The organism is Corynebacterium sp. KPL2838 (assembly GCF_040225455.1).
GTDB lineage: Bacteria > Actinomycetota > Actinomycetes > Mycobacteriales > Mycobacteriaceae > Corynebacterium > Corynebacterium rhinophilum.
On record NZ_JBEHFT010000012.1, the window covers coordinates 39,059 to 51,949 of the forward strand.

Annotated in this window: 9 protein-coding genes; 2 read left to right on the forward strand and 7 right to left on the reverse strand. The window is 59.7% G+C overall.

Translation table 11 applies throughout. The features are described from left to right. Positions 1-2 precede the first annotated feature (2 nt). Genes trpCF through ABRP98_RS05860 form a run of 4 tightly spaced genes read right to left on the reverse strand, consistent with a single transcriptional unit; the run spans position 3 to position 4,643 of the window. Positions 3-1,430 (reverse strand): bifunctional indole-3-glycerol-phosphate synthase TrpC/phosphoribosylanthranilate isomerase TrpF, encoded by a 1,428-nt coding sequence (gene trpCF, locus ABRP98_RS05845; RefSeq protein WP_349858002.1) that lies wholly within the window; start codon positions 1,428-1,430, stop codon positions 3-5. Positions 1,431-1,453: 23 nt separating this feature from the next. Then, positions 1,454-2,473, reverse strand: a complete 1,020-nt coding sequence (trpD, locus tag ABRP98_RS05850; RefSeq protein WP_349858003.1) for an anthranilate phosphoribosyltransferase — start codon at positions 2,471-2,473, stop codon at positions 1,454-1,456. Beyond that, a complete protein-coding gene (locus ABRP98_RS05855; protein WP_349858004.1) occupies positions 2,473-3,120 on the reverse strand; it encodes an anthranilate synthase component II in 648 nt (215 codons plus the stop codon). The genes trpD and ABRP98_RS05855 overlap by 1 nt, the downstream gene beginning before the upstream one ends. Next, complete coding sequence (locus ABRP98_RS05860; RefSeq protein WP_349858005.1) at positions 3,117-4,643, reverse strand: anthranilate synthase component 1; 1,527 nt, start codon at positions 4,641-4,643, stop codon at positions 3,117-3,119. Before ABRP98_RS05860 ends, ABRP98_RS05855 begins: the two co-directional genes overlap by 4 nt. Positions 4,644-4,953: 310 nt before the next feature. Between ABRP98_RS05860 and ABRP98_RS05865 the strand changes: the two genes are divergently transcribed. Then, a complete protein-coding gene (locus tag ABRP98_RS05865; protein ID WP_349858006.1) occupies positions 4,954-6,429 on the forward strand; it encodes an NAD-dependent succinate-semialdehyde dehydrogenase in 1,476 nt (491 codons plus the stop codon). Between the two features lie 239 nt (positions 6,430-6,668). Further along, positions 6,669-7,832 (forward strand): MFS transporter, encoded by a 1,164-nt coding sequence (locus ABRP98_RS05870; protein WP_349858039.1) that lies wholly within the window; start codon positions 6,669-6,671, stop codon positions 7,830-7,832. Between the two features lie 26 nt (positions 7,833-7,858). Here the strand turns inward: ABRP98_RS05870 and ABRP98_RS05875 are convergent, their stop codons facing one another. The 3 genes from ABRP98_RS05875 to ABRP98_RS05885 all read right to left on the reverse strand — a co-directional run bounded on the left by ABRP98_RS05875 (position 7,859) and on the right by ABRP98_RS05885 (position 12,776). Continuing rightward, positions 7,859-8,491: an MOSC domain-containing protein gene (locus ABRP98_RS05875; protein WP_284770811.1), complete on the reverse strand. Its 633-nt coding sequence runs from the start codon at positions 8,489-8,491 to the stop codon at positions 7,859-7,861. A gap of 1 nt (position 8,492) precedes the next feature. Beyond that, a complete protein-coding gene (locus ABRP98_RS05880; RefSeq protein WP_349858007.1) occupies positions 8,493-11,078 on the reverse strand; it encodes a hypothetical protein in 2,586 nt (861 codons plus the stop codon). A gap of 114 nt (positions 11,079-11,192) precedes the next feature. Next, the gene (locus ABRP98_RS05885) at positions 11,193-12,776 is read right to left on the reverse strand and encodes an alkaline phosphatase (RefSeq protein ID WP_349858008.1); all 1,584 of its coding nucleotides are present in this window, start codon (positions 12,774-12,776) and stop codon (positions 11,193-11,195) included. Positions 12,777-12,891: the final 115 nt, after the last annotated feature.

A 12,891-nucleotide genomic window follows, 5' to 3' on the forward strand; every position in this document is an offset into this window, starting at 1 on the left:
GGTTAATCTTTCTTGTCAGGTTCATTGAATAATCGGATGGTGCGGAAGGCTTGAGAAATCAGGGCGGCGTCTTTGTCCCCGGGGTGTGTTTCTAATCCCGAGTTCAGGTCGAGCCCCGCTGTTCCCACTTGGAGCGCGCCATCCAGGTTGTCGAGGTTGAGGCCACCGGCCAACAAGCTGTGGGCTTTGATGTCGTCCGGGATTTCTGACCAATCAAAGCTGCGTCCGGTCCCTCCCCTACCCGAGTCGAGCACAAGGCGGTCAACCCGTCCGGCGAGTTGCGACGCCATTTCTACCCACTGGGGGTTGGTCATATCGATGGCCCGCCAGACTAATTCTGCGTCGGTGTCCGCGAGGGCCGCGCGGGTACGGTCGATGAAAGCTAGCTCTCCATCCACGCTGCCTTGGAATGGGGCGTGCAACTGAATTCCGGACAGCCCACGGGTTGCCGCTATCTCTCGCAATTCGGCGGGGTCGTCGCTGCGGCTCACTGCTACGAAATCCAAGTCGGGTTCGGCGGCGATGATTTCCTCGGCGGTTTCACGTGAAACATTTCGCGGGGAATCTGGGGCGAAGATGAGCCCTCCGTAGCGGGCACCGGAGGCGCGGGCGGCTTGGGCGGTGGAGGCGGCGGTGAGTCCGCAGACCTTATTCGCACCGAAGAGCAGATCCCGGGCGGCGCGGTCGATGTCCTTGTGGGAGGTCAGTTGGGAGCCGACGAGGAAGGCGTTGGCGTGGGCGCCTAAACGTCGGACGGTGTGGTTATCGCGAATGCCGGATTCGGAAACGACGACTTTATTGTCAGGCACGTACCCGGCGAGTTGCTCGGTGCGGGAGAGATCGATGCTCAAGTCATGGAGGTTGCGGTTATTAATACCGATGATCTCCACCCCGAAGGACAGGGCGCGGTCCACCTCTTCCTTGGTGATGGCTTCAGTGAGAACGTCGAGACCTAACTTATCTGCCAAAGCCTTCAGCTGCGCAAAGGTCTCATCATCCACGATGGACATCATGAGCAAAATTGCATCCGCGCCGTAGTAGCGCGCGGCATAAACCTGAATCGGATCGACGATGAAATCCTTGCACAATACCGGCAGGTGCGTGGACTGGGCCACGGTCTGGAGGTGATCGTAATCCCCGCCGAACCGCTCGGGCTCGCACAGTACGGAAATTGCATCCGCATAGCGGGAATAGATGCGCGCGATATCGCCGGGGCGGTAATCCTCGCGAATCATTCCGAGGGATGGCGACGCAGACTTGCACTCCATGATGAAGCGGTTAGTGCCATTGAGCGCGGCAAAAAGCGAACAACGGGACGGCTCAAGCCTGTCTACGTCTACGTGCGCGATGCGTTCGCGAATGCCGGCAAGGTGTGTGCGGCGCTGAGCCACAATCCCCTCGAGCACCGTCGGCAGTTTCTCTTCTGTCATTTCTTATCCCTAGTGTGGTTTCTTTAGTATTCGGCTTCCTCGTGGGTGCGCAGCCAGCGGTCCACGTCCCCGCTATCGATGAGCCCCTTGGCGTGCGCGACGCCCTCCGCAATCGTTGCCGCGGTGCCAACCAGATAAAACATCGCTCCAGCCGATGCCGCGACCGCATCATAGTGCGCCGGCTTACCCGAGCCATTAAAGATGGCGCGCACGTGCTCGGCATTATCTTGTCCGTCGCCGCCGGCGAGCTCACTGAGCTCATGCTTGGCGATGCCCAGCGCCTCCGGCGTTAGCTCATAGTGCGAAATTTCGCCGTCCTTTAGTTCCCAGACCTGTGTGGTGCCGTGGGTAGCGATTTCATCGGTACCCGCACCGTGGACGACGAGCGCCCGTGTACGCCCCAGCTCCCGGAAAACTTCCGCGATCATGGGGCCTTGTGCTGGGTTGGCGATGCCCATGATCTGAAGCTCGGGGCGGCCCGGGGAGAGCAAGGGCCCCAAGGTATTGAAAATGGTGGAGACCCCGAGCGCCTTGCGCACCGGTTGCACGTGGGCTACGGCCGGGTTGTAGGCCGGAGCAAAGAGGAAGGTGAAGTTGGAGGCTTCGAACTGCCGCACGGCGCGATCCACGTCGAGGTCCAGCGGAATATTCAGTGCCTCAAGCACGTCGGCAGAACCGGACTTGGAGGAGACGGATCGATTGCCGTGCTTGACCATCCTCACTCCCCCAGCGGCGGCGACTAAGGAGGCGGCTGTCGTGATATTGATGGTATTCGCGCCATCGCCGCCCGTCCCCGCGGAGTCCATGAGTCCCTTTCCGGTAATGGGAAATGGGTGGCCAACTTTCAGGAACGCCTTGGCGGCGCCCGTAATATCCGCGAGGGTCTCGCCGCGGGTGCGGATATGTGTAAGCAGCGCGGAGATTTGAATATCGTCGTAATCGCCCACGGCAACTGGGGTGAAGACCTCGGTGGCCTCCTCCACGGTGGGCGCGGGATTATCCAAGAAGGCTTGCAGTGTTTTCAATGGGCTTTGGTTGGTCATTAGTGCTTCAGCTCCATGGTGGGATGAGTAGATAGTCGGTGAATGCAACGGTTCAGCATGTCTGGGCCACGAGGAGAAAGAATCGACTCTGGGTGGAATTGCATCCCCAGCGCCATGCCATCGTCCGTTTCGGCCGCCATCGCGATGGTGCCGATACCCGCCTTCGTCTCCGCGAGCACCCGCATGCCGGCCGGCACCTGCGTGCACCCCAAGGAGTGATACCGCGCCACCGGGACCTGGGTACCGGGGACGCCGGGCTGGGCGGGGTCGGCATCGGTGGCTAGGCCGGCGAAGACTGGGTGGGCGGTGCCGGCATCGGTAAGCGTCATGGGCATGGACTTACCGTGCACCGGCCCGCAGGGCCCTACCCCGCCCCCGTGGTATTCCAGTAGCGCCTGGAAACCTAGGCAGACGCCGAGGATGGGGATGGTGCCCAAGGTGGCATCGATAAGCTCCATCATGCAGCCAGCATCGCGCGGATGCCCAGGGCCCGGGGAAAGCACAATAATTTCGGGCTCGGCTGCGAGCACCTCCGCGACGGACACGCTGTTGCGGTAGACGGTGGTGCGGTAGCCGGCGAGGGCGTCGACGAGGTTATAGACAAAGGAATCGTGGTTATCGAGCAGAACCACATGCGGCGAATTCATCGCTGTACCTCCAGGGTGGCGTTGTGCGCGAGGACAATGGCGTGGAGAACGGCATAGGCCTTGTGCAGGGTTTCATCGGCTTCGGATTGCGGGACGGAATCGTGCACCACCCCGGCACCGGCTTGAACAGCAGCCGTACCGCGGTGCACGAAGGCGGAGCGAATGACAATGCAGGTATCCATGGCGCCGTCGCCGCGCAGGTACCCCACTGCGCCGCCGTAGGAGCCACGGCGTTTGTGTTCGGCTTGGCGGATGAGCTCGCTGGCGCGTAGCTTGGGCGCGCCGGTCAACGTTCCCATGTTCATGCAGGCGCGGTAGGCATCGAGGGCATCGAAGTCTTTGTGCAAGGTGGCGGTCACGCGGGAGACCAAGTGCATGACCCGCGAGTAGCGGTCTACTTGGAGCAAGTCTGCTACCCGCCGCGTGCCGGATTCTGCTACGCGGGCGAGATCATTGCGCGCGAGATCTACCAGCATGGTGTGCTCAGCTAGCTCCTTGGTATCCGTGCGCATCTCGAGTTCGTTGCGGATATCTAATTCATCGTTGATGGTGCCGTCCGGGTTGAGCCCGCGGGGCCTGGTTCCGGCAATGGGATAGAGCTCCACCTGCCGCGTCTTTGGATCAAACTTCAAATTGGACTCCGGCGATGCGCCGAAAAGCTCATAATCCTCTCCCCGGAGATAGAACATATACGGCGAAGGATTGGCCTCCCGGAGCTGGCGGTAGGCCGCGAAAGCATCGGGACAATCTACCGTGAAGGTACGGGCGGGGACGACCTGGTAAATATCGCCTGAGTCAATGTTGTCCTTGAGCCGCGTTACCTGTTCGCAAAACGCGGCATCATCAATATCCGCGGTCGCCGTCAAGGTGCCCGCGGGCTGGCTGGGCTCTGGATTCTTTATCTCGGCTACGGCTGTGCCGGTGAGTGCATCGAGCGTGTCTTCCAAGCGGGCTCGGTCGATATCCCAGCCCTCTACGTGCGCCGTCTGCGTGAGGTGATCCACCGCGAGGACGGTTTGGGCGACGAGGAATTCATAATCGGGAAACTTATTGGGCCCCTCGCCTACCTCAGGTAAGTTTTCAAAAGTGGCCAAATAGTCATAGGCAAACCCGCCGGCGACGAAGGGCAATAGGGGCGAGGAATAGGAATCATCGCGCTGCAGCGCGCGGAGGATATCCGCCGTCGATTCATCTAGGAGCCGTTGCCGTTCATCGGACTCGTTGGAGGGCGAGAACTCAAAAACAATTTCCGTGGTTTCACGTGAAACAATCCGGTCTGTAAAGCGCGATTGCAGCATGGTGATGAGCTGCTCCCCCGCTGGGCTGAGCGCCAGGACGCGAACCCGCTGGCCGGTGCAGGTGACTTTTGCCGCGGCATCAAGCACGGCCAAGCACGTGAGGCTCTTCTTGGTTTCAATATCAGCGCTTTCCAATAATAAGGAATCGCTCGATCGCGCCAAGCTATGAAATAGCGCTGAGGCATCCCGGCAATAGGCAATATCGCGGGTGGCGGTGTATGTCATTGCAGTGCCCTTTCAGGAGTAACTGAGGAACAGAGTGCGAGGGACCCGAGGTATCCGCGAGCAAAGGCACTGAAAACGCCGAAAGGCCCGCAGAATGCGAGCCTAAAAATGGGTTGCGAAGAAAGGCCCGCGAGTTACGCGCGCCACCACCAACGAGTAGTCATTTTCTTCATGGGCACTAGCCTAGCCTAAATTTCTATAGCGCGGAAGAAACAAGTGAAAAATATTCAATCGGTATCTAATAAGTGGTCTTCGTGTCCGTTAAGGGTAATGTGGTGCAGGTCTATATCTTCAAGAAAGGTGACGATAAGTGAGTATTAATATCGAAGAGGTAATTGCAAAGGTTCCCACCCAATTGCTTATCGGTGGTGAGTGGCGCGATTCCACCTCCGGTGAGACTTTTGACGTAGAAAACCCAGCGACGGGCGAGACGCTGGCGACGCTGTCTTCCGCAAACTCGGATGATGCGATTGCTGCCCTCGACGCTGCCTGTGCCGTGCAGGATGAATGGGCACGCACCACACCGCGCGAGCGCGCGGAGATTCTGCGCCGAGCATTCGATCTAGTACAGGAGCGGGCGGATGAATTCGCAGCACTGATGACACTAGAGATGGGTAAGCCCTTCGCGGAAGCTAAGGGTGAGGTCACTTATGGCGGCGAGTTCCTGCGTTGGTTCAGTGAGGAAACGGTGCGCGATTACGGTCGCGCCGCGACCGTTCCAGAAGGCACGCTGCGGATGATCACTCGCCGCAAGCCGGTGGGCCCCTGCCTCTTGATCACCCCGTGGAACTTCCCGTTGGCCATGGCTACCCGCAAGGTGGCTCCCGCGGTGGCAGCAGGCTGCACGATGGTGCTCAAGCCGGCCAAGCTGACTCCCCTGACTGCGCAGTACTTTGCGCAGACCATGATCGATGCTGGGCTTCCAAAGGGCGTGCTTAACGTCGTTGCCGGTAAGTCTGCATCTGCAATTTCGGAGCCATTGCTTGCCGATGACCGCTTGCGCAAGCTTTCCTTCACTGGTTCTACCCCAGTGGGTCGGACCCTTTTGAAGGGCGCGGCCGATAATGTGCTGCGTACCTCCATGGAACTGGGCGGCAATGCCCCATTCATTGTCTTTGAGGACGCAGATATTGACCAAGCAGTCCAGGGTGCGATGGGCGCCAAGATGCGCAATATTGGCGAGGCCTGCACCGCGGCTAACCGCTTCTTGGTCCACGAGTCTGTTACCGAGGAGTTCTCCGAGAAGCTCGTTGCGGAATTCGAGAAGCTCAATTTGGGCAATGGCATGGACGAAGGTGTTACCTGCGGTCCGCTCGTCGAGTCCAAGGCTTTGGAGAGCATTGCGGCACTGGTGGACGATGCTGCAGAAAAGGGCGCTACCATCGCCACCGGCGGTAAGCGCGGGGATGGCGCCGGCTACTTCTACGAGCCAACGGTGATTACCAATGTTTCACGTGAAACACGCGTCGCCCAGGAAGAGATCTTCGGCCCAGTCGCCCCGATTATCACCTTCAGCACCGAGGAAGAGGCGCTCGAGATCGCCAACGATACCGAGTACGGTTTGGCGTCTTACGTCTTTACCGAGAATTCCGACCGCCTGTGGCGCATCGCCGATGGCCTAGAGTTCGGCCTGATGGGCTTCAACGCCGGCGTTATCTCTAACGCCGCTGCCCCCTTCGGTGGCGTCAAGCAATCCGGAATGGGCCGCGAGGGTGGCGCGGAAGGTATCGAGGAATACACCTCCGTGCAGTACCTGGGCATCCGCGACCCTTATGCCAACGCTTAGGCCTTCAATCGGCAACGCAATCACTGTTTAGAGCGCGCTTATAACCGTGTTTGATTAAACATTTAAGTGCCAGCGGCGTATACTCACTCCCCGCATAATTGTGATTGCTTTCCTTCTCCCCGCACGCGGCCCTTTTGGGGCCGTGCGCGGTTGGGAGGATTTTTTATTTTTAATTGGAGTGAGTCTTGTCAACAACGAATTCAGCGGCTCAGCCGCCATTGGTTACACCCACGTTCCTGTTGGCGTGGGTGGCTAATTTTGGCCAGTTTCTTGTCTTCTACTTAACGGTAACGACCATGGCCCTGTATGCCGTCGAAAGCTTCGGGGCCTCCGATACCGTCAGCGGCTTTGCCTCTAGCGCCTTTGTTTTGGGTGCGACGTTCATGCGCATCTTCTCTGGCTGGTTGGTGGACCGCGTGGGGCAAAAGCGCGCCGCCCTGACCTCGCTGGCTTTTGTCAGTATCGTGACGGTGGGCTATTTCGTGGTCCATAACGTGGCCGTCCTCATCCTCGTGCGGCTGCTTCACGGCGCAGGCTATGCGTTGACCTCTACGGCGCTCATGGCCGTTGCGCAGTCCGTCATCCCCCAACAGCGCCGCGCGGAGGGCACCGGCTACTTCGCCCTCGGCACTACACTTGCCACCGCCTTTGGCCCGGCAGTGGGCTTGTTCTTGGCCAATAATATTGGCTACAACACCCTCTTCGCGGTCGCCCTGGGTTCCAATATCGTCTCCCTCGTGCTGGCGCTCGTATTGCGCTACCCGGCGGAGCTCGATGAAGAAAAGCCCGCTTTCAAGCTGCGCAATGCCGTGCACCCCAACGTGGTGCCCATTGGTATTTTCATGCTCCTGGTGGGCATCGCCTACTCCGGCGTGGTCACCTATCTCAACGCCTATGCGCGCGAAGAGGACCTGGCCACCGGCGCCGGCCTCTTTTTCATCGGCTACGCCGTAGTCATGCTCATCATGCGCTTCTTCTTGGGGCGCATCCAGGACCACAAAGGCGACAATTCGGTTATGTACCTGGGCCTGGTGTCCTTCGCCATCGCCCTTATCATCATGGGCTTTCCCAGCAATGACGTCATGCTCGTGGTCGCGGGTGCATTTACGGGCATGGGATACGGCACGCTAAGCCCCGCCTGCCAGGCCATCTCGGTGCGCTCTGTATCGGCTGCCCAAATAGGCGCGGGCATCTCCACGATGTTCCTCTTGATGGACTTCGGCATCGGCCTCGCCCCCTTCGGGCTTGGCCCCATCGTGAGTGCCACTGGCTTCGATACGATGTACCTCATCCTCGCCGGCCTCATCGTCGTCGCGGCGGTGTACTACTACATGGTGCACGGCCGCTACCCCAAGGCGAAGGCGCCCGTTATCAGCGCCGCAGAGGGCACGCAGACGGCCTAAAGCGGCACAGGTATTTGGCTCCGGGTTTATACCCGGAGCTTTTTTGCGTGCTGGGGCGGCAAGCACTCGGCATCGACCACGCGCCGGGCCATCGCCCGGTCCCCCATCTTGGCCGCAAACGCCATGCGCATGGTGATATCGTGCGCGGGAGCGGGGCCGCAGGTGATGGCATCCCCAGTAGAAATGCGCCCGGGCGAAATGACGCGGAAGTACACGCCGCAATCGCCGCGCGCGGTCCACCGCTTGAGCCAGCCCTTCTCCTGCACCCAGCCGGAAAAGGTTGCGCATGGCTGGCGGGGTACGGAGACCTCGAGCGTAGTCGTGCCGATGTGGAGGCGTTGGTTGATAAGCAGCGCGGAGAGATCAATGCCGCGCGTAGTGAGGTTTTCCCCAAAGGCCCCTGAATTCAGCGTGCGGCCCAGCGAATCCTCCCAATAATCTAGCTCCTCGCGGGCATAGGCATAGACCGCTTTGTCACTTCCACCGTGGTGCTCGCTATCGCCGATAGAATCGCCGCGCACGCCAGAGCCATCGCCGTAATTGGGGCCAGGTGCGGAAACATCGATAAAGTCTTGCGGGCGCTTGTCGATGCCCGAAAACTCATGCCTCCCGCTCGGATCCGGCCTGCGTACGGCGACGTTGGTGGAAATAACCTGCATATCAGTCACTGTAGTCGCGGGTAAGAGCCTCCGCAGTGAGAATATCCCGGTAAAACAGCTCTGGGGCCAGCGAAACCGCCTCCGCGAGCTGCGGGAGGGCGTTATCCAGCGCGGAGGCCACGGCCGCATCCGTCAGCTTCCCATTGGCCACCCCACGTGCGGCAATGGCAAAAACATAGGAAATAAATGGCATCCAAGCGGAGCTACCGAGATCCGTGTTTCCATCCCCAAAGGCATCCAGGGCGAGCAGCGTGTGCAATACCGACTTATCAACGTCCAACTGCTGTAGCGTCACCCGCAATTGCAGGGCGGTAGTGCGCAGGTTGGACATGGTTCCTAGGCGGGTCAGCGCCAAGTCATTGGCAAAGCATTCCCGCAGCGCGGCGATACGGTGGGCGTCATCGCATAGCTGCGCACTGTCCGTGGCGGGCGTTGGGGCCTCGCCGGTGGCGCTCATGAGCAGCATGGGGCGGGTGACATCGTCTACTCCCGTGGTGGCAGTCCGCCAGAGCGAGGGCGAGCCGGACTGTTCCACGTGGGCCTGGTTGGCATCGGCAAGCGCAGCAAGCACGGAAGAAGGATCCGCAGCCTCTGCCCCATCGCGGTTAAAGGAACGGGTAATCAGGCCCGTGCGCACCAATGCGCGCATGCGCTGGCCACGCTCGAAGTCCACCTGCATAAGCGCATCGAGGCTGGCGCGCGGATCGGCCTCAATGTCCTGGATAACACCCGCGAAGGTTTCCTTGGCCTTGGGGGCGAGGCGCCGCAGGGCGGCATAGTTTTCCCACGTGCCGGCGGTATTCTCACTCTCGCCGTCGTGGAAGATGATAAGAGAGCTTGCCGGTGGGTACTGCGGGGCGGCGAGATCGCTTGCAGGCTCATCCTCGCGGAAGTCCACGATGAGATCGCCAGCCTCGTGCAATTCCTCCGGTAGTTCGAAGCCCTCCTCTACCGGCTCCAAGGGCAGCGGCTCGCTGGCGGGATTGCCGAGCGGCCACGCCCACGCCAAAAGCTCCACTTCTTCCTCGTAGGTTTGCTCGGGCACCAAGATACCGTCTTCGATGGTGGCGCGGGCCACCAGCGGTGCCTTGCGCACCGTGGCGATGGCGGCATAAATCAAATCGCTTGCCGCGGTTGCCTCGTACTCCATCACGCGGCGATCCATGCTGCGCTTGAGGTGCGCCGCGCGCTCCTTATCCGGCAGGCCCTCTAGGTACTCCTCATAAGACAGCGTGGACCACAGGAGGTAGAGCTCCAGCGAGGACTTCTTGGTCAGCGCGGCCTTGAGGGCGCGATTCGGGACGGAGAGCGTGGTCGTCGCCTCCGTCGAACCATTGGCGATAACGAGATCCCGGATCTTCTGATTCTTATCAATGACCACGAATTTCGCCAGCGGCAGTGGCTCCGGCGAGTGCACCGTAAAGAGTGCATCCGCATCCAGCTGATCCGCCAGGATGACCTGCTTATCCATATAATCCACGGGCTCGGCCGCGGTGCGCTTTACGCGCGTGCGGATGGTGGCCGGGATGACCTCAAAGGTCAGCTCGTAGCCGGCCTCACTGCTGATGGTTTCCTCGCGCACCGATTCGTCTTCGCCAAATACGCGCTGGCCCTTTTCCATCTGAATGGGCTTATCGGGAGACGAGGCAAGCGCATAGCTAAACGGTGAGAGGTTCCCCAGCGCATCAATGAAGCGGAAGTTGGTGCCGCGGGGTCCCTCATTCTTGGAGCGCATGTGGAGGGTTTCGGCAAAGTTGAGATAGTGGACATCGACAAGCTCCTCGCCCTTGTACAGGCTAAAGCGGTACCGGCCCACCCAGGGGTCTTCGAAGACGTCACCGGGTAGAACCTCATGGATTCCCTCCGGCAGCTCATCTTCTAAGATTTCTTCCTCTTCCCCACCGATGGGGACATAGGTCAGTTGTAGGTGCAGTGGGGTATTGACCAAGAGGCGTGGGGATTTCGTGTACACCAGCTCGCCGTCCAGCCCGCGCGCGTTGGGCAAGGACTTGACCGCCATATCCCAGGAAAAATCCGCGCTCTCCGCGACGGTGCTGGTGGTCTTGTCCTGGCGCGGCACAGCAATGGAGAAGGAATCTTCTGTCGCTACCTCAAAGATGGACCAGCCTTCCCACGCGCCGTGCGGGCGCGGCTGACTATCCGGGACAGGAGTTAACTGCGTACCGGTCGGTGCGATGAAGATATACGCGCCCTGCGGGATGGGCTGCGTGCTATCGACGGGCCGGTGCGCGGAATCGAGCAGCAGGCCGCCATTGGCAATACCCGCAAACTCCAGCGTTTGCTCCGCAAACGTTACGGCAAGGTGGGTAAAGGGCTGCGGCATGGAAACCCACAGGCCAGGTTCCTCACCGGCGACGTAATAAAACTTGCGGGTGACCTCCGTGCCATCCAGCAACTGCGTGGTCACGGTCCATTGGGGGTCTTCCGGTTCATAGGCCGCGCTTACGGCTGGCAGGTAAAGCTCTAAAGTATCGGTATCCGGCGAGAGGCGAAGATGCGGGACCCCTTGAAAAACCGCCGCGTCTAGAAAAGATGATAGCTGGCTACGAAACTTCTCCTGGCTCATTTACACCAGCCTAGATCATTTTTGAAAAGATGTGGATTCTGCAGGCAGAGGGCAAAAAGAAGGCTTTCACCACTGAGAGTGATGAAAGCCTTTGCGCGCGACTAATAGCGCGGGTTAGTGGAAGAAGTTCCGCCACGCATTCGGGTTGATGGTGATGATGCCCAGCTGCTGCGCCAAGAAGGCAATGGCCCCGATGGCTAGAGAGGCGATACCGGCACCCGCGATGCCAGCGAGCAGCCCGCTCTTGGAAGAGCCGTCATCGGTACCGGCGTTATTACCGGGCTGATCGGATGCAGAATCGTCTGCCTGCTCGTTTCCGCCCTGGTCATCATGCTTTATCCACCATTCATTCAAGGTGAGCTTGGCCAAGGTGGTGTTATCGATGTAGTCACCGCGCACGGGGTCGGTGTGGGTGGCCTTCGCGCGAAGGGCCTCAGAGCCAGCACCCTTGAAGAAGAATGGGACGACCTGGTTGGTGTGCTGCGTGGAGTACCACTGGTGGCCAGAGGGCAGGGTGTTGCCACCGCCACCATTCATGGAGTTGAACTTACCCTCAGAGCGCTCGTTGGCACCGGAGAGGTATCCAGTTTCGTGGTCAGCGGTAACGACCAACAGGGTCTCGTCCCAGGAGGAGTTTTCTTCTACCCAGTCGATGGCGGCATCGACGGACTTATTGAAGTCCTGTACCTCTTCGATATCGCGGGCGGATTCGTTGCCGTGGCCGCTCCAGTCGATGGCACCGCCTTCAATCATGACGTGGAAGCCCTCGTCATTTTGGCCCAGTGCGTTGAGGGCGCCGGTGGTCATGGTGGGAAGATCCACGACTTCGTTGAAGGGAATGTCAAAAGGTTCCGCGGACTCGCCGGAGCGTGCCTGCTGCAAGGTAGAGGCCACAGGGGCCAGGCCGAAGTACTTCTCCCCCGCCGCGACATCGCCTTGGGCCAACGCCTCAAATTGCTCCTTGGTTTCGGCGTAGTTCCAGTCGGACTCGCCGGACGATAGCTTGTTGTAGACCTCTTCAGACAGGTACTTGTACTTGGCCTCATCCTTCTTCTTATTGTCATCGTCGTAGAACGGGTGGCCGGCACCCATGATGACATCGAGATCAGAGTTGAACATCTCATCCGCAATCTCAATGTAGTTATTGCGGGAGATATTGTGCGCGGCCCAGGCAGCTGGAGTGGCGTGACTAAACGGCACGGAGGAGACCACACCGGCGGACTTTCCGGCCTTCTTGGCGCGCTCGGAGGTGTTTTCCTGCTCGTGGCCGTAATCATTAACGCCCAGCTTGCCGTTATCGGTCTTCACACCGGTGGACATGGCGGTACCGGCAGCAGAAGAATCGGTGTATCCCTTATCCACGTACTCGTGGCTAGCCCACGCCTGTTGTGGGTCGTAGGAAGAGTTATTGGGATAGGTGGTCATGGACAGGCGGTTGAAGTCTTCGAAGCGCTGCACGGATTCGCCATCGAGTTCTTCTGGTCCTTCGGCGCTAAATGCGCCATCGACCAGGTACTTGGACTGGCCGGTTTCGTAGAGGTTGTTGAAGGCCACGTGGCCGTAGCCCATGCCATCACCAATCATGTAGATGATGTTCTTTGGGCCCTGGGATTCGGTGGCGGTGGCTGGAGCAATTGCGCCAGCAGTAGCTACGGTCGCGGCTACGGCAGCGGCGCCAATGCGGAGAGAAGTGCGCATGAATTGTCCTTTATGGAGGTGAGAGACGAAGAGATGGTGGCCCTGCAAACAAGAGAGAAATCACCCAGACATGGCTGGGTGCAAAGCCTTGAGTTGAAGATAAAGGCGCGATTCA

Coding starts and splice junctions, on each gene's coding strand:
- trpCF (WP_349858002.1), bottom strand. CDS start 1,430: ATGACAGAAGAGAAACTGCCGACGGTGCTCGAGGGGATTGTGGCTCAG.
- trpD (WP_349858003.1), bottom strand. CDS start 2,473: ATGACCAACCAAAGCCCATTGAAAACACTGCAAGCCTTCTTGGATAAT.
- ABRP98_RS05855 (WP_349858004.1), bottom strand. CDS start 3,120: ATGAATTCGCCGCATGTGGTTCTGCTCGATAACCACGATTCCTTTGTC.
- ABRP98_RS05860 (WP_349858005.1), bottom strand. CDS start 4,643: ATGACATACACCGCCACCCGCGATATTGCCTATTGCCGGGATGCCTCA.
- ABRP98_RS05875 (WP_284770811.1), bottom strand. CDS start 8,491: ATGCAGGTTATTTCCACCAACGTCGCCGTACGCAGGCCGGATCCGAGC.
- ABRP98_RS05880 (WP_349858007.1), bottom strand. CDS start 11,078: ATGAGCCAGGAGAAGTTTCGTAGCCAGCTATCATCTTTTCTAGACGCG.
- ABRP98_RS05885 (WP_349858008.1), bottom strand. CDS start 12,776: ATGCGCACTTCTCTCCGCATTGGCGCCGCTGCCGTAGCCGCGACCGTA.